The following is a 19,849-nucleotide window of genomic DNA, read 5'->3' as shown; positions in this document are numbered from 1 at the left end:
CATGAGAGTCATAGCCAAGACCGGCTGGCAGCTCCTACTCCCGGTGTCCATCTTCGTGGCATGGGCCGTCTGGACCACAGCGAACCCCGCAATGTTCTTCCCCACGCCCGCACGCATCTGGGAGGCGTTCCAGAGCGGGTACCTCGGCGAGGGACTGGTCCGGCACGTGCTGCCGAGCCTTGCGAACCTCGGCCTGGGCCTGCTGATCGGTGTGTTCGCCGGTCTCGCGCTCGGGCTCATCCTGGGACTGTCCAAAACCCTCGACTACTTGCTTCAGCCGATCCTCGACTTCGGGCGTGCAATGCCGCCGCCCGCGATCCTGCCGTTCGCGATCCTACTCCTGGGTGTCGGGTATGAGATGAAGGTCGGCCTCATCGCCTTCGGCGTCATGTTCCCGGTGCTGCTGAACACGATCGACGGGATCCGGTCCCTAAACTCGACTATGCGTGCGATGACCGAGGTGTACCGTCTCCCCGTAGGGATGCGACTGTTCCAGGTGTGGCTGCCCGCCGCGAGCCCGCAGATCCTGGCCGGCTTCCGCACGAGCCTTGCGATCGGTCTCCTGCTCATGGTCGTCAGCGAGATGGTCGCTTCGACACAGGGCATCGGCTTCTTCCTCCTACAGTCGCAGCGTACGTTCGCGATTCCCGAGATGTGGGCTGGCATGCTCCTGCTCGCCATCATCGGCGTCGCGCTGATCGCGATCTTCTCGGCGATCGAATCTCGCCTCCTGCACTGGCACATCAAGTCAGCCAAGTAACCCACGAGAACGGAACTATCATGGCAAATGGACGCATCGTTCTCGAAGTCGAGAACGTACGAAAGGTCTACGGAAGCAAGGGCACCTCGTTCACCGCGATCGATGATGTCTCGCTTACCGTCCGCCACGGCCAGATCATGTGTGTGGTAGGCCCATCGGGCGCTGGCAAGACCACTTTGCTGAAGTGCATCGCCGGACTCCTCAACACCACATCGGGCAGGGTCGTCGTCGACGACGTCGTCGTCACCTCACCTCCGCCCACACTGGCGATGGTGTTCCAGGACTACCAGTCGTCACTCCTGCCGTGGATGCGGGTCGAGGCGAACGTTGCACAGCCGCTCATCGCGCGCGGCATGAAGAAGCGCGACGCGCTGGCGACAGCGCGCGAAACTCTCGAAGCGGTCGGCCTTGCCGGTGCCGAGCGAAAGTATCCGTGGCAGCTTTCAGGAGGCATGCAGCAGCGTGTCGCGATCGCCCGAGGCCTCGCGTACAAGCCCGAAGTGCTCCTGATGGACGAGCCCTTCGCCGCGGTCGACGCCCAGACCCGCATGGAGCTGGAAGACCTCGTGCTCTCGCTGCGCGCGCGGTTCGACATCACCATCCTCCTGGTCACCCACGACATCGATGAGGCCGTGTACCTCGCCGATCAGGTCGTCGTCCTGTCCAAGGCACCGACAACCGTGGTGGACCTGGTGTCCATCCCCTTCGGCCAAGAGCGCAACCAGATCGACACGAAGGACGACCACCGGTTCTCAGAGCTGCGCGGCCGTGTCCTCGGCATGATCGCGCACTGACCCACGAAAGGACTGACGATGCTCAGCAGCACTTTGACGACATACCAGGCATACGACCCAGCACTACTCGACCCGATCGGCGAGGTCCCAAACCTCACCGCGTCCGATGTCGACCGCGCTGTCGAGCTTGCCACCGAAGCGCAGCTGTCGTGGGCGGCTGACCTGGACACCCGCCGCGTAGCGCTGCGCGAGGTCGTGCACCGCATTCGTGCCGACGCGGACCGCCTCGCACGCCTAGTGTCGCTGGAGCAAGGCAAGGACCTGAAGCTGGCGAACGTTGAAGTGGCCATGACAGCCGCGATCTTCGAGTACTACGCGAACTTCGAATGGTCCGACCTGCGCCTTCCAGACCGCGACAACCGGCAGGTGACGGTGCAGCTGCGCCCCTACGGTGTTGTCGCGGCTGTCACGCCATGGAACTACCCTCTGTCCCTCTTAGCCCCGAAGGTCGCTCCCGCGCTCATCGCTGGAAACACCGTCATCGCCAAGCCGGCCGCGACCACGGCGCTGTGCACGGTTGCGCTCGTCGACCTCATGAACGAGGTGCTTCCCGAAGGGGTCCTGCAGTGTGTCACCTCCAATGCTGGTGCCACCCGTGGGCTCGCCAGTCACCCTGGCGTCGCCAAAGTGTCCGTCACCGGTTCCGGCCCGACCGGACAGGCGATCATGCGCCGTGCGGCGGACCGCATGCAGCGCGTCACGCTCGAACTGGGCGGCAATGATCCTGCGATCGTCACGGCAGACGTGGACATCCCCGAGGCCGCACGCCGCATCGCAGCATCCGCGTTCCGCAACGCAGGCCAAACCTGCATCTCGATCAAGCGGGTATTCGTCGACCGGAGCGTCGAGAGCGAGTTCACCGACGCGCTCGCTGGAGTCGTGAGCGCCCTTCAGGTCGGGCACGGCGTCGCGCAAGGCACGGACATCGGACCCGTGCACACCGCCAAGCAGCGCGATTTCGTTATTGATCTCATCGACGACGCTGTGCGCTCCGGTGCCCGCATCGTGACCGGGGGGGACAAGGGGAGCGACCTGCCGGGCCACTTCGTGGCCCCAACCGTGGTCACCGACATCGATCCCGCGGCCCGCCTCGTGGTCGAGGAGCAGTTCGGCCCCGTCCTTCCCGTCGTCGCCTTCGACGGCATCGACACCGCGATCGAACTTGCCAATGCCGGTCCGTTCGGCCTCGGCTCGTCAATCTGGAGCGCCGATCTCGACGCGGCCTACGCCATTGCCGAGCGCATCAATGCCGGAACCGTGTGGATCAACCAGCACACGGTCGTGGAACTGGATGCACCGTTCGGCGGCTGGAAGGAGAGCGGGCTTGGCCGAGAGCGAGGCGCGTGGGGTCTAAACGAGTATCTGCAGACCCGCACCGTGAATGTGGCGCTGTGACAGACCAGGAGGAGACAGAGATGGAAAACGTCAACGCGAATCGCAAAGTCGTCGTCGTCACGGGGGGCGGTTCCGGGATCGGGCGCGCGTGCGTCGAGAAGTTCCTAGTAGCAGGTGACTGGGATGTCGTCGCGGCAGACCTGCAGTTCCCGAACGGAACGAGCGCTCCCACGGGGGAGCTCCAAGCCCACATGGATGTCAGCGATCCGAGCATGGTCGACGAGGTCTTCGCGACGATCGTGCGCGAGGTCGGGCCGATCCACGCCGTCGTTCACTGCGCCGGGATCAAAGGCGACAGGGTCTCGGTCGGCGAATACCAGCTCTCTCGCTGGCAGCAAATCATCAACGTCAACCTCAACGGCACGTTCTACGCGATGCGCTCCGCTCTGCCGCACCTGGCTGACACCCGTGGTTCGTTCGTCGCGATGGCATCAACTTTGGGGCTGATCTCTTCCCGTCACACGTCCGCCTACACGGCCGCTAAGCACGGCGTCGTCGGCCTTGTGAAGTCGGCCGCGCTCGATTACGCAGACTCCGGAGTGCGCGTGAACGCCATTGCCCCGGCGTTCATCGATACGCCCTTCCTGCAGATCTCGACGGGTGTCGACGACATGCAGGAAGTGCTCGACAAGCATCCTCTCGGCAGGTTGGGACGTCCCGAGGAGGTTGCAGCGATGGCACTGTTCCTGTCCACGGAGAATGCGGCGTTCACGACAGGTAGTGTGTTCAGCGTCGACGGCGGGTACACCGCGCAATGACGATCGAGTCCGACACGGCACCGGCGAGGACCGCGACTAGGGTGCAGAGGCCCGGCGTGCAGACGCTTCAGTCCGTCGACCGGGCGCTGGCCATCCCAATCCTGCTCCAGCAGGAGGGAACCATGTCGCTGACTGAGATCGCGCGACGCATCGAAGTGCCGACGAGCACCACCAGACGGCTGCTGATGGAACTCATCGACGAGGGCTTCGTCGAGCGGACGGGCAGCCGTAGCTACGTTGCCGGCCACTACCTGCGCGACATGGTCGTCTCACGGGCCTCGTACGGCGAGCTGCTGCGCGTCGCCGATCCCGTGATGGAGCGCCTCGCGGTATCGTGCCGCGCGACCACGCACCTGCACGTCGCGGTAGACCCGTTCCTGCGCGTGCTGCGTTCGATCAGCGACAAGCGCCACTTCGCGGCGGAGAATCTACAGGGCCTCCAGCTCGACATGGCATCGACCGCGCCAGGTGAAGCGATCCTGTCGTTCGCCGACAACGGTCGCCTGGAGCGCGCGCTGAACGACCCGCGCGTGCCGCAGGTCAACCGATCACAGCTCCGCAGGAACCTCGACGAGGCACGGCTGCAGGGACTGGTCATGCGGTCGCCGAAGCACAACGTGATCGAACTTGCGGTGCCGATCCGCGACACGTCGGGTCAGTGCTTCGGAGCGATCTCCCTGCAACGGACCGGCGTCCACAGCGACGACCCCACGCCCGAAGCAGCCGGGCGCATCCTCATGCGGAGCAAACAAGAGATCGAAGCCCAGCTCGCGGAATCCGTCTGGGTCTTCCGCGACGAACCCGGCTTCCCGAGCGAAGCCACCACGAAGACAACTTCAGAGACGGAGACCCAATGAAAGTCATACTGCTGGGAACGAACGGCGGCCCTCGGCCCAACCCCGACCGTGCCGCTCCTGCGAACGCCGTCATCATAGGGTCCGACATCTATGTGATCGACTGCGGTGACGGCGCGGCCCGTCAGCTCGCGCTGGCCGGGCATCGTGCGCAGGACGTGAAGGCGATCTTCGTGACGCACCACCACGTCGACCATACGGCGAGTCTTGGGTCCTTCCCGGTACTCGCCTGGACCGACGGACGTAAGGATGCGATGCAGGTCGTCGGACCAGCGCCGACCAAGAGCTTCGTCGAGCTGAGCTTTGAGGCGTTCCGCACTGAGATCGAGGCGCGCATCGCAACGACCGGGCGCGCCGACATCCGCCAGAACGTCGAGGTGACAGACATCCATGAGCAGGCGGGGATCTTCCAAGTCTACGAAGACACGAACGTCCGGGTCACGGCGACCCTGGTTGACCACAAGCCGCTCACACCGGCACTGGCCTTCCGATTCGACTCCGACGAGGGAAGCGTCGTCTTCTCTGGCGACACGGCCTACTGTCCGGCGCTCATCGACCTGGCCAACGGCTGCGACCTACTGGTGCACGAGGCGATCCACGCACAGTCTCTCAGCCTGATGAACAGTGGGACGAACGCTCCGCGATTCATGGACCACATGCTGAGCAACCACACGACTGCGGCCGACGTGGGCACAGTCGCGAGTCTAGCTGGAGTGCAGCATCTTGCCCTCACCCACCTCGCTCCCGGAACGAAATCGGTGACCGACGAGATATGGGAGGAAGAGGTGCGCAAGACCTACGAAGGACCACTGTCCATCGGCCGGGACCTGCTGACGTTCGAGATAAACGCGTCTCGCACGACACCACGCACGGAACTGCAATCGATAGCCATGAGCGGGTCCTCATCCGGAGGCCGCTGAATCCAGCCCACCGAGCGGGTGGCTCACGTCACGGCACAGCCACCACCGACCGCGCGCTGGCGGCTCCAAACACTCCCGGACGCACGCCGACGACCTTTACGAACGAGCGATCGCGGTGATCCACGACCGAGTCGCGAACCCCGAGCTATCCCCCTGTCGTGGTGGCAGAGCGGTACCCGTGACCCCGCGCAACCTCCACATGCTGTTCGAGAAGCGGGGCGAGATAATCTCCACTCGGATTCTCGCTGAGCCGCTGGTCGGCACCCGTGCCGACCTCTGCGATCCCCCCACTCAGCGGCGCCTCTGTCTCCGACATCGCCGCGAGCTGGGGATTCAGCACCCTCGCACTCCTCTCAGGAGTTCCGGTCTACGGTATGAAGCCGGGCGAGTGGCACAGCATTGCGCTCAGGGAACAGTGACGAGGTACTTGATCACGTCGCTTCGGTCCGCCGCGATTGCAGAGAGCACGTCGGCGATCGCGCTGAGCTCGATGGTCTCGGAAACATCGAGCTCGGGTCGAGCATGCCCGAGTCGATCGCCGCGAGCAGCGTGCGCATCATCGTGAGATCCCCCCAGCCCACACGGTCGTGCTCTTGTAAAGCACTTGGAGGAAATCGTCCTCCGTCGACCTCGATGCCAGACCGAGGATCGCGATCCTGCAACCGATTCCCACGGCGTCGAACTCACCCGTGATGGTCTGGGCAGTCCGAAGCATCGCCTGTAATGGCATTATCGGCATCATCACCCGACTGGAAAACAAAGTAGCCGGCCTCGCTGATTTCGAGTCGCGGCTGCGCCAGGCGATTGACGAGAAAAAAGCGGTGCTGGCCGACTTCGAGAGCTAGGAAGGGAAACCGTTCAAGTACGAGGACAAGCTCAATCAGGCGAGAGCGACTTGCGTTGAGCTCGATGACAAATTGAAGGCGTCCCTCGAGCCGGCAAAAGCCGCCGCAACGAACGAGGAAGAGGCAGTAAAGCCACAGACCCAAGACTGGCGGAGATGAGGAGGCTTAATGCCGCCAGCTTCCCCAGCCGGCCCGGCTCCGGGAAGTCATCCCCGGCCGTCGCCCGCCCCGCGACCCGGACCCGGCCGGCCGATCGGAACGTGCAGAGGAACGGCTGCGACCGTTGACGGCAACTGAAAATTGCAGTAGCCATCTGAAAACCAGAGGCGGTGTGCCGGACGAAGGTCGGGCACACCGCCTCTGGTCGTTTATCGCTACGAGCGAGAGTCGGCCAGTGGGCTTTCCCCTTGTGTGTCGTTGGTAGGAGCCTGCGACGGTTTCTCGGGCCGAGCTGAGGGACGCTTGCGGCGTTTGGCTGCTGCGTTTTCCAGGCCGAGCTTTTTGAGTTCTTCTTCGCTCCAGCCGTCCCGCGTGGCGCGGACGTAGGCCCGCTTGTCCTCGCGTTCGGCTTCGGCCAACTGTTCTTTCAGGTCGGCGATCCGCTGCCGTGCCTGGACGAGGGCGGTAACGGATTCGATCCGGGAGTTGAGTAGTTGCCGCGCTCTTTCCTGGGTGCTTTCAATGCTGATGATCGCCATGGTTATACGTTAGGTCGTGGCGCCGACAGAGTCTCGAAGGTTAGCCCGGTGCGTCATCTTTACATCGGGTTTCGTGGCCAAGATGGGTTGACTGCGCGTCCCGGCGCTTAGATGCGGTTCGCTCTGTGGTGAGTGCTTCCTGATGTGTTTTCCCTACCCCGTTCTTTTCGGCACGCTTTCGAATACATGGCCGCGAAGTGAATCGGCCAGTCGGAGCCGGTGGTCCGTGGAATACCGGAGGGAGCGCAGCGAGCGGAGGATATGCCGCGAAAGCCGCCGGTGGAGACTTGCCGAGAGAAGGGAGGACAGTACACTCCACCGCCGACACAGAACGGCAAAGCCGTCAGAGATTCGAGCGCGACAGCGCACCTTTGATGCTTTAGGGTCAAGCCCCCGCACAAAGTAGCTTGCTCCGCAGTCGGCGTTACGCTTGCGGAGCAAGCTATACACTTACACCCGTGTAAGTGGTGAATCCTTTCGACAAAGAGTTGTCTCTCGGGCACACTGGTGAGTGTGGTCCCCGTGCCGGGGTCGCTGCGCTGGGCTGTTGATGGGAAGGGGAGATGGGTGAACGAAGAGAATTCCTCCCGCTCCCGGCTCTCGCGCCGGCGCCGCGCAAACGCGCCGGCTGGGACAAAGAAGCGCCGCGACGTCTGGGTCACGGCAGAAGAGGAAGCCTCTCTCATCGCGCGTGCGGCCAGGGAGCGGGTGACGGTGCCCAACCTGCTGGTTTCCGCAGCGCTGTCGGAGCATTCCGATTCACCGACCGAGCGCCGGGCCATTGCCGCGGAGTTGATGTCTCTGCATAACCTGCTGGCCCGGTCCTCGAACAACATCAACCAGCTTGCGCGGCAGGCAAACGCCACCGGCGAGTTCCCCGCTGAAGCCCGTGAAGCGCTCAAGCACGTCCGCAAAGTGGCGATGCGGATTGACGGCGCCATTGACGGGCTGATGTAGGGATGATCCCGAACATCACCCGCGGTTTGCGGATGGCCGGCCTCATGGTCTACCTCGCCTCCACGGACACCGACAAGACGAAGAACGCACACACCGAGCCGCACCTGGTGGCCGGGGATGCGGCCATCATGGCCTGGTACGACAACGGCGTACTGGACCGTGACGATGCCCTGGCGATTGCCAAGCATCTGGACCGGCCGCGCAAGGCGTTCGGAGTTTCGGTTCAGATCAAGGACATGCAGTGGGGTGCGGCCAGGAAGGAGCGCGTCCACGTCGGTTACAAGGACGCGAGCGTGTGGCATTGTTCGCTGAGCCTGCGCGCAGAGGAAGGCGCGCTGACCGACCAGCAGTGGGGTGATATCGCGAACGACTTCGTGGACTCGATGGGTTTCACCGAGGCCAGCGGCAAGGCTCGCTGCCGGTGGGCTGCGATTAACCACGGAACCAGCGAGAACGGCAACCACCACATCCATATCGCGGTGTCCCTGGTCCGTGAGGACGGCACCAAGGCATCCACGCATGGTGACTACAAGCGGGCTCAGCAGACCTGCCGGGAGCTGGAGGTCAAGTACGGGTTGGAACAGCTCTCCACGGTGCACGCCGCGCGTGGTTACGATCGTGCGGAGAAGGCCACTGCGGTCAGGGATGACCGTGAAATGCACCGGTGGTCGCTGGCACGGAAGGTGCGTGCCAGCGCGGGCGCGTCAGTATCCGAGGCGGAGTTCGTCCGCCGCGCCCGCGACACCGGATTACTGGTCCGGCCGCGCTACGCGAAGAACACCACGGACGTCATTGTTGGGTACTCCGTAGCCGAGCGGCCCAGACCGGGGGAGCGGCCTATTTGGTTCGGTGGCGGCACCCTCGCCTCCGACCTCAAGCTCACCGCCCTGCGGGAAGGATGGAGGGACTCGCCACAGTTGGCGATGGAAGCTGCAGCCGAATGGAACGCAGCTGCACGCAATAAGCGCAAGGTGTCCAGGACCGGCCCCGAGAAGACAATGCCTCCGGCAGAAATGTGGGTGGAGTACACCCGCAACGCAACGCAACTGGTCCAGCAGCTGCGGGCACTGCCGCATGATGATCACGCCACGTGGGCGAAAGCTGCACGGGAAGTATCCGGTGCATTCGCGGCATGGTCGCACCAACTGGAACCAACGCCCGGACCGCTGGCGGCCACCGCGGCTGAACTGTCCCGCACAGCCCAGCTCCGCGCACCCAAGGCACACGGAAAACCCGTCCCCCTGCCGTCCATTGCCGGGACGGCGATGCTGTTCATGGCGGCATCGGGCAAGAACAAAACGGCTGCCCAATCAGCGCTCATGCTGCAGCTGGTCAACACGGCCTTCGCCATCCACGAAATGCACCAACAGTCCGGGCGAACGAGGGAAGCGCAGCGGATCCGTGCCATCGTCACCGAGCAGTTGAAACCGTTCGCAGCGTCCATGCCCCGACCTGTCCCGGCCGGCTCACCGGAGCAGGCAGCACCCGGGCAGAGGCCTGTGCCGAAGTGGGTGGAGCTTGGCCTTCGCGGCCTGGCTCCCACCCGTCCAGGGTTGGCCGTGCCGACCACTCCCACAGCAGCCAGAACCCGCCAACACACCGGGCGCGAGTCCGGACCCGTGCTCGACCGATAAAGAACCACGCCAAGGGATAAGGGGAACGCCATGAGTGAATCCGACGGAATGGATGATGTCCTGGACAACGGCATGCGGCAGACGCTGCTGATGGCATCACGCCTTGCCGAAACACTTGCCCGCCGCCGGCAGGAATCCTTACGGCAGCAGGAACACCGGGACGACCAGGCACTATATGACGCCGGGACACGCCTCGCGGCCGAGCGCAGTGCCGCACGCGCGGCACTGGCGCCAGTGGAGAAAGACCAGTGGTGGGACAAAGCGCAGCCCAATGACATCGCCGTCGCGCATGCTGTCGCGGAGGGCTGGAAAGACCATGACCCCGCCGCCTTGGCAGCCTCGGAAAGAATCCGTGAGGAAGTCCTGACGCGCTACGCCGTTGACACCCACGACGTCAGTGCGGATGCCGCCTATCTGGAGTCATATATCCAAACCATCACCACGGAAAAGGCGCGGCAGGACGCGCTGGCAGCCAGCCAGGACGAGACGCGCAAGGCGGCCGCCGAACACGAGAAGGCCATGGCGCTGCTCGCAGCGGCCCGTGCCGAAGAACTCCGCGCCCAGGCAGAGAAACTGGCCGCGGAAATGGAACGCCATCAGGTACCCGTCGAGTACCTGGCCAACCCCGAGCTCGCCCAGGCCTTGGAGCGGGCGCACAGCGCGAAAACCCCCAACGCCGTTGCAGCGGCCGATGCCGAGATCAAGGAACGCCTGTTCCTCATCCGCAAGGACGGGGTCAATGGACCCGACATTGACCAACTGCGCAAAGAAACCACCGCCACTATCAACGGTGCCGACGACTCACACTTCAAGGATCCCGCGTTCGTCAAAGTCGTTAAGGAGATGCGCGAAACCAGGCTCCTGGCTGAGGGCGGCTTCACCGGTTCCCAGTCCGCGTCAATGGAACAGCGCTACGAGAGAGTCGAGAAGGAACTCTTCACCCGCCTCGAAGGCGTCGGCCGCAACTTCGAGAACCGCGTCACCGGCAACGACAGCAGCCGGCTCAAAGACCAAGGCCTCCGAGCAGAAACCGCTTCCTCCGCCGGGTATGGTTCAGCGGAGCGTCAGGAAGCTTTCGCCGCCTCCCTGGCAACAACCGGAGCCAATGCAAATCAGATCCGGGGCCGCGCAGCGGCAGAGCGCGGCGAGGGCACCCATCCCAGCGCAGCCGTCACCATGGGCAAAGGCGCAGCCAAGGCAAAAAAGACCCGTACAGGGGAAGCTATAGGTGCGGAGCGGGCTAGGAGCGCTCCCTCACGATAGGACAAATCTTGCTCCCCTCGTCGGACTGAATCAGCGATGCCCGGCGATCATTATCAACCCCGCAAGAAGGGTGGCTGGGTCCTCGACGTCGATCGCGATACTGAGCGCCGCTGCGGCGGCTCCGACAGCGGCGCCGGGCTAAGACCAGCGGACGCAGCAGTTCCCGGCAGCGGCTGCCGGCCGTTTCCTTCCTGGGAGATCTCCCGATAGAACCTTGGGCTCGTCGCCGGGTGGCGTGAGCTGCTAAAGACTAATGCGTCACATTAGCCCGCTCAAGAAGTTAAGCCAGGTCTGCGGAGCCATCCTCCTCGGTCGCTCGTTTCAGCTTTGCTGTCCGCAATGGAGCATGCCGGAGATTAGGAGGTTCGCGGCGTGCACGTCGACTTTTGCCTGCCCGGTTGGTCGTGGGGTGTGCTCCTGGGGAGGGGCGGTCCGACGACCTGGGCGGCGGCCGTGATCCGCGACACGGTCCGCGAGCCGATCTGGATCTGGTTCGTATCGACGACCGTCGTCTTCGGAGCCGCGATTCAGACAAGCTTCATACGCGCAACCTACCGACCAAGGATCGAGGCGCCGCGAATGCAAGCACAGGTACATCTAGAAGGGGAAGGCATTCACTGGTGCGGACTGAACTCCGATCCAGTGATCCGTGGTGAACTCTTCGATCGCCCAGTCGCCGTTGAAGCGGCCCAGGCCGGAGTTTTTCTCGCCCCCGAACATCACGTGTGCCTCGTCATTCACGGTGATGTCGTTGATGTGGGTCATACCGGCTTTGATGCCGCGGGCAAAGGTGACACCCCGCTCGATGTTCCTCGTGAAGACCGCGCTGGAGAGGCCGTAGTTGGTGTCGTTCGCGAGTTCCAGGGCGTGCTCCTGGTTCTCTGCCCGTACAAGGCCGACCACCGGACCGAAGATCTCCTCCGTGAAGAGTTCCATTTCGGCGGTCACATCGGCGAACACATGGGGTGCCACCACTCTGCCCTCGATCGGGCCCGCGTGCACCTGGCGCGCACCCTCGTGGCGGGCTCGGTCGATCTTGCCCACGATGCTGTCGAGCTGCTGGTCGTTGATGATCGGGCCGATGATGGTGCTCGGGTCGGCGACATTGCCGTAGCTGATTGTCGCGACGTGTTCCACGAACTTCTCCACGAACTCGTCGTAGACGGGAGCCTCGACGATGATCCGGTTCACAGACATGCAGATCTGCCCTTGGTGCAGGAACTTGGCCATCGCCGCTGCGCGCACTGCGAGATCGACATCGGCATCGGCGAGCACGACGAACGGTGCGTTGCCACCCAGCTCGAGCGCGACGCGCTTCATGTAGTTGCCGCCGATTGCGACGCGGCCCACGTTCTGGCCCACGGAGGTCGAACCGGTGAATGAGATCAGCGAAGGAGTGCGGTGCTCAACAAAATGATCCCCGATCTCAGCCCCCGAGCCGATAACGACGTTCAGCACCCCGGCGGGGAGGCCCGCTTCTTCGAATATTTTCGCGAGCAGCAAACCGCCGCTGAGCGGGGTGTCGGATGCGGGCTTCAGCACCACCGCGTTGCCGAGCGCGAGTGCGGGCGCCACCGACCGGGCAGAAAGGATGAAGGGGAAGTTCCACGGGCTGATCACGCCGACGACGCCGAGCGGCTCTCGGTAGACACGGTTCTCCTTGCCCGGGGTATTCGACGGAGAAATCCGGCCGTGCACTCGTGACGGGAAGGTCGCCGCCTCCTGCACGGAGTCGAGCACCAGCCCCACCTCTACGGCGGCCTTGAGCGCCGACGAACCTGACTCGGCAGAGATCAGGGTTGCGATATCGTCGCGGTGCGCGTCGATGTACTCGCCTGCGCGCTTGAGCACCGCCGTGCGCTCGCGTGGCGTCGCGGCCGCCCACTGCGGCTGCGCGGCAGCAGCGCTCGCATAGGCTTCATCCACGTCGTCGACGGAGGCCTGGCGGATCGTGGCAATGGGCCGATCGTCGAAGGGATCGCGGGTGACCAGTTCACGTTCGGATCGGCCCTCGCGCCACTCGCCAATGAAGAGCCGAGGGGGGATCTGATCGGCGAAGCCGACGGATGCAGTCTGGTAATTGGTAGTGGTCATGGCGAAATGCTCCTTAGTCCTGTGACGCCGTCCATTCGGCAACAGGGTCGATTCTCATCCTCTGATTGTTGCGTTGCCGCCCTCTCAGCATTTGGCTCACGGTGCAGGAAGCACCGGTATCCGGTGCAGTGCCCGTCCGCCGCCGTCGCTGCCTGTGATGCTGGTGAATCGCAAGCCGTTATGACAAGTGCTAAGGAGAGCGAAATGGGACGTCTGCAGGACAAGGTGGCGATTATCACCGGAGGTGCCGCGGGCATCGGGCTGACCACGGTGCGGCTATTCCTCGAGGAGGGAGCCGTCGTCGTATTCACCGATGTTGACGCGGAACGCGGCCGCAGCATCGAAGCTGAGCTCGCGAGCGACCGCGCCGTGTTTGAATCCCATGACGTGGCCGATGAGGCGCGGTGGCGTGAGATCGTCGGCTCGGCCGCGCAGCGCTTCGGCGGGGTCGACGTGCTGTTCAACAATGCCGGCATCTACCGCATCGCGAGTCTGGCAGAGAGCACCGTTGCTGAGTGGGAGCGGATGTTCGCAGTCAACGTGACAGGTTCCTTCCTCGGGCTCAAGCACGTGCTGCCCGAGATGGCGCGGCGTGGCGGTGGTGCGGTGGTGAACGCCTCGTCCGTGGCCGGCATCATCGGCGCCCCGGACCATGCTGCGTACGGTGCAAGTAAGGGAGCGATCCGCACCCTTACCAAAGACGCCGCGGCAGAGTATGCCCGTTGGAACGTCCGTGTGAACTCGATCCACCCCGGCTATATCCGTACCGCGATGAGCGACTACGCCTCCGCGACGACGAAGCTGTCAGTCGAGGAACTCGGCCGGATGTACCCGCTGGGCCGGATGGGCGACCCGATCGAGGTGGCGAGGGCCGTGCTCTTCCTGGCCTCCGACGAGGCCTCGTTCATTACAGGCGTCGAACTCCCCATCGACGGCGGGTTCACCGCCCTCTGAGCTCATCGGCGCGAACGCCTGCGCGAGGGTCGGGGCAGACTGCGCTGGATGCGGTCGGTTCTGACGCCTGCAGTCAAACGTCAGGGCGGGCTTTTCGCGATTATGTGATGCAGACCCTATCGACGAAGGAGCGTAGTTACCATGTCACTGATCGAACTCGAATCACTGATGCCCGTGCTTACCGGGCCTGATGCACCGGATTTCCGACTTCCCCCGCTTGAGGTGCGCGAACGGTTCGACACCATGCTTGCCGGCCTGCCCATCAAAGACGGCCTCGCTTTCGAGAATGCCGTGGTTGGCGGCGTGCCCGGCATCTGGGCCGTGCCTGCGGAGGCGGAAGCAGACCTGGTCATTCTGTATCTGCACGGGGGTGGGTACGTGAGCGGCAGCGCCGCCGGCTACCGCGGCCTGGCCGGACTGATCGCCGAAGCCGCGGGAGGCCGCGCCTTTGTGCCCGACTACCGGCTGGCACCCGAGCACGTATACCCCGCAGCCCTGGACGACGCGCTTGCCGCCTACATGGGCTTGCTCGACGCCGGCCATGAGGCAGGATCCATCACCATCGCCGGCGATTCCGCCGGCGGAGGCCTCGCCGCAGCCACAGTGCTGGCCGCCAAAGACCGCGGGCTTCCGCTGCCCGGCGCCGTGACCCTGCTCTCGCCTTGGGTCGATCTCGACGGAACGGGGACCACGCTTGAGACGAAGTCGGAGGCAGACCCGCTGATCAGCGCCGAGGGCCTGACCAACTGCGCGCAGGTCTATCTGGGCGACGCCCACGCCGCCGCGCCAGGAGCATCCCCTCTGTACGGCGATTTCACGGGCTTCCCGCCCCTGCTGATCGAGGTGGGCACACGCGAGGTGTTGCTCTCCGACGCCACCCGCCTCGCTGAGCGCGCTGCCGCGGCCAACGTCGACGTGACACTTCGCACCTGGAGGGGCATGGTGCATGTATTTCCGAACCTCTGGTTCGCCCTCTCCGAAGGACCGGAGGCCATCGCCGAACTCGGCGCGTTCGCCCGCCGTCACACCGCGGGAATCACCGCCAACAGCTTTTCATAGAGGAGAAAATAGATGAGCACTGAAGAAACCCCCCGCACCGTCGATGTTGCGGTCATCGGCGCCGGCGCCGCCGGAATCTACGCAATGCACAAGATGACCGAACTCGGTTTCTCGGCAGTCGGCTTCGAGCGCGGCAGCAGCGTCGGCGGCGCCTGGTACTGGAACCGCTACCCCGGCCTGTACTGCGACATCGAGAGCATCGACTACTCGTACTCGTTCTCCGAGGAACTGCAGCAGGAGTGGGTGTGGAAGCGCAAGTACTCCACCCAGCCCGAGATCCTGAGCTACTTCGAGTGGGTGGCAGACCGGCTGGACGTGCGCAAGTCTTTCCTGTTCAACACCTCGGTCACGGACGCCGTCTGGAGCGATGAAAGCCAGCGTTGGCGCGTAAACACCGATACCGGCGTCGTGCTGGACGCCCGATTCATCATCGGCGCCACCGGGCCGCTGTCTACTCCCAAGATCCCGGAGTTCGAGGGCGCCGAGGGCTTCAAGGGTGAAATCCTGGCGACTGCACGCTGGCCGCGCGAGCCGCAGAACTTCGCCGGCAAGCGGGTGGCCGTCATCGGCACCGGATCCTCCGGCGTTCAGGTGATTCCGGTCGTGGCAGAGCAGGCGGAGCAGCTGTTCGTCCTGCAGCGCACGCCAAGCTACGCAGTGCCCGCCCACAACCATCTGCTCCAGCAGCCCCACATTGACGAGGTCAAGAGCGACTACCGTGGCTACCGGGAACGGGCCCGCCAGACACCCTTGGGAGTCTTCACCGGGAGCAGTGGCAAGAACGCCAGCGAGGTCACCGTGGCGGAGCGCGAGCTGGAGTTCCAGAAGGCCTACGACTACGGCAGCACCGTGAAGTTCGGCTCGTCCTTCAACGACCTGCTGATGGACCCCGAGTCCAACAAGGCTGCGGCGGAGTTCTTGGCCAACAAGATCCGCTCCCGCGTTGTGGATCCGGCAGTTGCGGAGAAGCTCATTCCCAGTGGCTACCCGATCCTCACCCGCCGGCTCTGCAGTGAAAACAACTACTACGAGGCATACAACCGGCCCAACGTCACGCTGGTTGACCTCTTCGAGGAGGAGATCGTCCGCCTTACCCCAGAGGGGATCGAGACCACCAAGGGCACCTACGAGGTGGACGTGATCATCCTGGCCACCGGCTTCGATGCCTTCACCGGCGCCCTGCGCGCCATCAACATCGTGGGCCGCGAAGGCAGGACCCTGCGCGGGAAGTGGGACGAATCGCCGAGCACCTACCTGGGTATCGCCGTCTCCGGGTTCCCGAACCTGTTCACCGTGGTGGGCCCGCTGGGCGGTGCCGGAATCAGCAACGTGGTCCTCAACATCGAGCAGCACATCGAGTGGATCGGGGACTTCCTGACCACGCTGCGTGATCAGGGTGCCACGAGCTTCAACGCGGACCCGGATGCCGAGCAGGATTGGGTGGACAAGGTCGCCGAAGTGGCTGATGCCACCCTGTTCCGCTACGCGAACAGTTGGTACACGGGCAGCAACATCGAAGGAAAGCCCCGCGTTGTGCTGCAGTGGGTGGGGGGAGTTTCGGAGTACGAGCGCATTCTGCTCGAGTGCGCCAAGGAGAACTACCGCGGATTCCATATCGTGGCTGCCGATCAGCCCGAGTTCGTGGGCGCCGCAGCCAAGTAGGACCGCATCCGATGCGGATCCCCCCAGGGGATGCCCCCGGGGGATGCCCCCGGGGGATGCCCCCCCGGGGGCAAGGCGGGCCCGGACCCACTTCCAGTGGAGTCCGGGCCCTTCGCGCGCGGTGCTGGTGGCTCGTTCCCGTGCTGGCGTACGGCGCCGCGGTCAGGCTGCCAGGCGCGCGTTTCGCCAATCGCTTGGCAGTGCGTCGTGCTCCCGCTGGAAGACGCGGGCGAACGTCGAGAGGTCGCTGAAGCCCGATTGCCGGGCGATCTTGCTGATGCTGATGTTCGAGGAGCTCAGCAGGAACGCGGCGCGGCGGACCCGCTCGGAGCGGATCGCGGCGGCCGGGCTGCTGCCGTTTTCCTCGAACACCTGGAACACCAAGCGGCGGGAGACGTGGAACCGTTCGGCGAGTGTCAGCGGGGTGAGGTGGTGCTCGTGCGCATTGGTGCGGATGAAAGCGGACATCGCCTGGTAGAGGGAAGTGCGTTCCATGTGGGCGGGCGCCGCCCGGCCCACAGCGCTTTGGATGGCCAGTGCGCTGAGGTCCAGGATGGTCTGTTGCAAAATCTCGGAGGGGGACTCGCCGACTGATCCGTCGGATTCGATCAGGCCTTCCACGAAAGATCGAAGCATGCCCATCTCCGCGTGTGCGGCATTGAACGGCCGGGTCAGTACCTGCAGCTGCTCGGCTTGCGGGACGGGGAGGGCTGCGCGCGGGATCTTGAGCACAATCTGCTCGAGGCGGCCGTAGCAGACCAGGTCGTAGGGAAGGAAGCTGGCGGTGAAACAGGCGCTTCCGCGATCGAGTTGAACGGTGCGTTCGGCCTGCTTCACCGTGAAGGGGTCGGCACGGCACACCGAGAGGAACAGGCTGTTGTCGTCGCTCAGGCTGATCCCGCGCCGGGTCCGGATCGTCGTGCTTTGCGTGTGGGAGACATGGTTGACGGAGGCGCTGGCACCCAGCCGCATGACGCGCAGCTTCCCCAGGAATGATTCGTGCGCGCTCTCCACGTCGAGCGGATTGAACGCGTCAGCGATCACCGTCCGCCACTCCTCGATGCTCGCAGCTGTGATGGTGGGCAAGCCGGTCACTCCAGACACCCGCCCCGATGCTCGCGGGGGCTGCAGCCGTACGCTGCACGGTAGATGCGCGAGAAGTGCGCCCGGTTGAAGAACCCCCAGGCAGCGCCGATGTCGCCGACGCTCATCCAGTGATACTCCGGATCGTTCAGCATGCTGCGGCACTTCGCGAGCCGTCGGGCGCGGATCCAGGCAGAGGCCGTCGTGCCCTCGGCTTGGAAGATCTTGTGCAGTTGCCGGGTGGAAACGAAGATGGCTGCGGCGATCCGGCGTGCGTCGAGATCAGGGTCGATAAGGTTTGCCTCCGCATAAGCGGCAGCCTTGACGAAATCGGGCGAGCAGGACGGTGCGCTCTCTGCGGAGCGCACGTGCTCTGCGAACACCGCACAGGCAAGTTCGACGGCGGAACGCACCACCCGCTCGCCCGCCCAGCCGTGCAGCTGGCCCGCGTTCTCCGCGAGTTTGGTGAAAAAGGGGGAAACAGCCAGGCCGAGCCCGACGGTGGGCCGTATTCCGGGGGAGACCTTCTTGCGGAAGGCCTCGAACGGGATCAGGATCGCGTTGACCGGCAGCTGGAGTATGACCGCACGGTATCCTTGCGCCGCGGTGAGGGTGAACGAGGCTTCCCAGTCGAAGATCGTGAACTCCCCCGGCTGCACGATGGTCTCAATGCCGCCCTGCTCCAGGCAGACCACGCCTGAGAGCTGGTAACATACCACCGCTTCCCGGCGGACGTCCGCTGCGATGTGGCCGAGGTGCCTGTGCACGGTATGCGACGGCGCGTCGACGACGCTGAGCCGGATATCCCCGAGCAGGCTCGAGACGATGGTAGCGGCGGATGCGCCCGCACCAAAGCCGGTGACGTCCACCGGGAGCAGCACGTCACCCAGCGCTGCTGCCCAGCTGGCAGTGTCGAGCGACTCCGTCATCCGGATCGGTGCCGAGGCAAGAAGAGTTGACATTCCCGGCGACCTCCTTTGGTTTGTTGCGCGCGCAGCCTGAATGCGGACGTTGCTGGCACCCGCCCATCCGCCGCTAACGGCCAGGGATGTGAAGCTTCTCACTATTCTGGGGAATGGCGTGGGGGTTCGCATTGCCTGCACGGAAGTGCGTTATCGAAATCGTGCAAATCCCGGCGGTTCTTAGGTCTCGGCGGTTCTTAGGAGCCGGGGCTCAGCCCACGAGCGCGCGGTGGCGTTCCCGGTAGGCGGCAGGGCTCTCCCCAGTGTTCGCCTTAAATGCAGAACTGAAGTGGGAGTGGCTGCCAAAGCCGCAGCGCCTGGCAACCGTTGCCACAGGCGAGGCGTCGAAGGGATCCTCGAGAAGACGTTCGGCGCGGCTGAGTCTCCGCTCGCGGATGGTGGTGGCCACCCCGCCGTCGGAACTGAACAACTGCTGGACGGTGCGCAGCGAGATGAAGAAATGCTTGGCGACCGAATCCGGCGAGAGCAGGGGATCGCTGAGGTGCTGCTCAATGTACTCGGTGATGTCTATACGGAGGCGTTCCTGGCGGGTGAGCCTGCTGGCGGCCAGCTCAAGGCCGAGAAGGCTGTCGAAAGTCGCGCTGATCGCGTCCACCGCCCCGGACGCGAATCGTACGCTGCCGGCCTGCGTGAAGGAGTCGAGCACCGTGTCCACGCTGTGCAGCAGCGAACCGATGACGTTCGCTGCGTAACTGGACCGCCCCATGCGCACGGCAGTAAGGTGGCTCATCGCGTCCGGCGGGGCATTGACCAGGTGCTGGGGCACCAGCATGGCCAGGCAACGGAAGTCCTTGCCGTACTCGATGCGCATCGGGCGCTTGGCGTCGTAGACAGTGAACTCACCCGGCTGGAGTGTGGCGCTCCGGCCGCCTTGGAACAGTTCTGCCATTCCCTCAACCTGGTAGCAGAGCATGTATGAGGGGAACACATCGTGCTCCTGCCCGGGATCGCGGTAGAGCGCACTCTCCGAGACCGCGATCTCACTGAGTTTCAGTGCCCCGAACTCCCGGTTGCGCATCACGGCCGAGAAGCGCCTGGCGTATGTGTGCTCGACCGAAACCGGGATCAGGCTGCGGGTCATCGTGTGTTCCCACGAGTGGAGCGAGTCCATTTGCCAGCGCTGCACCGCGCCGAGC

The 19,849-nt window shown here is 64.4% G+C and carries 18 protein-coding genes; 13 read left to right on the top strand and 5 right to left on the bottom strand.

Features of this window, described 5'->3' with window-relative positions; genetic code table 11:
- Position 1 precedes the first annotated feature (1 nt).
- From MNQ99_RS18810 to MNQ99_RS18780, 7 genes are all read left to right on the top strand, one after another.
- Positions 2 to 760: an ABC transporter permease gene (locus MNQ99_RS18810; RefSeq protein WP_241915475.1), complete on the top strand. Its 759-nt coding sequence runs from the start codon at positions 2 to 4 to the stop codon at positions 758 to 760.
- A gap of 20 nt (positions 761 to 780) precedes the next feature.
- Positions 781 to 1,554 (top strand): ABC transporter ATP-binding protein, encoded by a 774-nt coding sequence (locus MNQ99_RS18805; protein ID WP_241915474.1) that lies wholly within the window; start codon positions 781 to 783, stop codon positions 1,552 to 1,554.
- Between the two features lie 18 nt (positions 1,555 to 1,572).
- Positions 1,573 to 2,949 (top strand): aldehyde dehydrogenase family protein, encoded by a 1,377-nt coding sequence (locus tag MNQ99_RS18800; protein WP_241915473.1) that lies wholly within the window; start codon positions 1,573 to 1,575, stop codon positions 2,947 to 2,949.
- 20 nt (positions 2,950 to 2,969) lie between these two features.
- Entirely contained in the window at positions 2,970 to 3,707 is a 738-nt protein-coding gene (locus MNQ99_RS18795) for an SDR family NAD(P)-dependent oxidoreductase (protein WP_241915472.1), read from the top strand.
- Between the two features lie 56 nt (positions 3,708 to 3,763).
- The gene (locus tag MNQ99_RS18790) at positions 3,764 to 4,564 is read left to right on the top strand and encodes an IclR family transcriptional regulator (protein WP_241915471.1); all 801 of its coding nucleotides are present in this window, start codon (positions 3,764 to 3,766) and stop codon (positions 4,562 to 4,564) included.
- Entirely contained in the window at positions 4,561 to 5,481 is a 921-nt protein-coding gene (locus tag MNQ99_RS18785; protein ID WP_241915470.1) for an MBL fold metallo-hydrolase, read from the top strand. Before MNQ99_RS18790 ends, MNQ99_RS18785 begins: the two co-directional genes overlap by 4 nt.
- Positions 5,482 to 6,173: 692 nt before the next feature.
- Positions 6,174 to 6,326: a hypothetical protein gene (locus tag MNQ99_RS18780; protein ID WP_241915469.1), complete on the top strand. Its 153-nt coding sequence runs from the start codon at positions 6,174 to 6,176 to the stop codon at positions 6,324 to 6,326.
- A gap of 374 nt (positions 6,327 to 6,700) precedes the next feature.
- On the opposite strand, the gene MNQ99_RS18775 is transcribed toward MNQ99_RS18780, so the two are convergent.
- Positions 6,701 to 7,024, bottom strand: a complete 324-nt coding sequence (locus tag MNQ99_RS18775; RefSeq protein WP_241915468.1) for a hypothetical protein — start codon at positions 7,022 to 7,024, stop codon at positions 6,701 to 6,703.
- A gap of 567 nt (positions 7,025 to 7,591) precedes the next feature.
- On the opposite strand from MNQ99_RS18775, the gene mobC reads away from it, so the two are divergent.
- Genes mobC through MNQ99_RS18760 form a run of 3 tightly spaced genes read left to right on the top strand, consistent with a single transcriptional unit; the run spans position 7,592 to position 10,878 of the window.
- Complete coding sequence (mobC, locus tag MNQ99_RS18770) at positions 7,592 to 7,981, top strand: plasmid mobilization relaxosome protein MobC (RefSeq protein ID WP_241915467.1); 390 nt, start codon at positions 7,592 to 7,594, stop codon at positions 7,979 to 7,981.
- 2 nt (positions 7,982 to 7,983) lie between these two features.
- Entirely contained in the window at positions 7,984 to 9,615 is a 1,632-nt protein-coding gene (locus tag MNQ99_RS18765) for a relaxase/mobilization nuclease domain-containing protein (RefSeq protein ID WP_241915466.1), read from the top strand.
- A gap of 30 nt (positions 9,616 to 9,645) precedes the next feature.
- A complete protein-coding gene (locus tag MNQ99_RS18760; RefSeq protein WP_241915465.1) occupies positions 9,646 to 10,878 on the top strand; it encodes a hypothetical protein in 1,233 nt (410 codons plus the stop codon).
- A gap of 597 nt (positions 10,879 to 11,475) precedes the next feature.
- Here the strand turns inward: MNQ99_RS18760 and MNQ99_RS18755 are convergent.
- The gene (locus MNQ99_RS18755) at positions 11,476 to 12,972 is read right to left on the bottom strand and encodes an aldehyde dehydrogenase family protein (RefSeq protein ID WP_241915464.1); all 1,497 of its coding nucleotides are present in this window, start codon (positions 12,970 to 12,972) and stop codon (positions 11,476 to 11,478) included.
- A gap of 204 nt (positions 12,973 to 13,176) precedes the next feature.
- Between MNQ99_RS18755 and MNQ99_RS18750 the strand changes: the two genes are divergently transcribed.
- The 3 genes from MNQ99_RS18750 (at position 13,177) to MNQ99_RS18740 (ending at position 16,647) form a co-directional block, all read left to right on the top strand.
- Complete coding sequence (locus MNQ99_RS18750) at positions 13,177 to 13,926, top strand: SDR family NAD(P)-dependent oxidoreductase (RefSeq protein WP_241915463.1); 750 nt, start codon at positions 13,177 to 13,179, stop codon at positions 13,924 to 13,926.
- A gap of 141 nt (positions 13,927 to 14,067) precedes the next feature.
- Positions 14,068 to 14,985: an alpha/beta hydrolase gene (locus MNQ99_RS18745; protein ID WP_241915462.1), complete on the top strand. Its 918-nt coding sequence runs from the start codon at positions 14,068 to 14,070 to the stop codon at positions 14,983 to 14,985.
- Positions 14,986 to 14,997: 12 nt separating this feature from the next.
- Positions 14,998 to 16,647, top strand: a complete 1,650-nt coding sequence (locus MNQ99_RS18740) for a flavin-containing monooxygenase (protein ID WP_241915461.1) — start codon at positions 14,998 to 15,000, stop codon at positions 16,645 to 16,647.
- 162 nt (positions 16,648 to 16,809) lie between these two features.
- Here MNQ99_RS18740 and MNQ99_RS18735 read toward each other — a convergent pair whose 3' ends face one another.
- The 3 genes from MNQ99_RS18735 to MNQ99_RS18725 all read right to left on the bottom strand — a co-directional run bounded on the left by MNQ99_RS18735 (position 16,810) and on the right by MNQ99_RS18725 (position 19,794).
- The gene (locus MNQ99_RS18735) at positions 16,810 to 17,733 is read right to left on the bottom strand and encodes a helix-turn-helix domain-containing protein (protein WP_241915460.1); all 924 of its coding nucleotides are present in this window, start codon (positions 17,731 to 17,733) and stop codon (positions 16,810 to 16,812) included.
- Between the two features lie 5 nt (positions 17,734 to 17,738).
- Complete coding sequence (locus MNQ99_RS18730; protein WP_241915459.1) at positions 17,739 to 18,692, bottom strand: AraC family transcriptional regulator; 954 nt, start codon at positions 18,690 to 18,692, stop codon at positions 17,739 to 17,741.
- A 211-nt stretch (positions 18,693 to 18,903) separates the two neighbouring features.
- Complete coding sequence (locus MNQ99_RS18725; RefSeq protein WP_241915458.1) at positions 18,904 to 19,794, bottom strand: AraC-like ligand-binding domain-containing protein; 891 nt, start codon at positions 19,792 to 19,794, stop codon at positions 18,904 to 18,906.
- Positions 19,795 to 19,849 lie beyond the last annotated feature (55 nt).

This window comes from Arthrobacter sulfonylureivorans (assembly GCF_022637435.1).
In the GTDB taxonomy this organism is placed as follows: domain Bacteria; phylum Actinomycetota; class Actinomycetes; order Actinomycetales; family Micrococcaceae; genus Crystallibacter; species Crystallibacter sulfonylureivorans.
The sequence above is the reverse complement of the archived record's forward strand: the minus strand, read 5'-3'. Positions and strand labels throughout refer to the sequence as shown.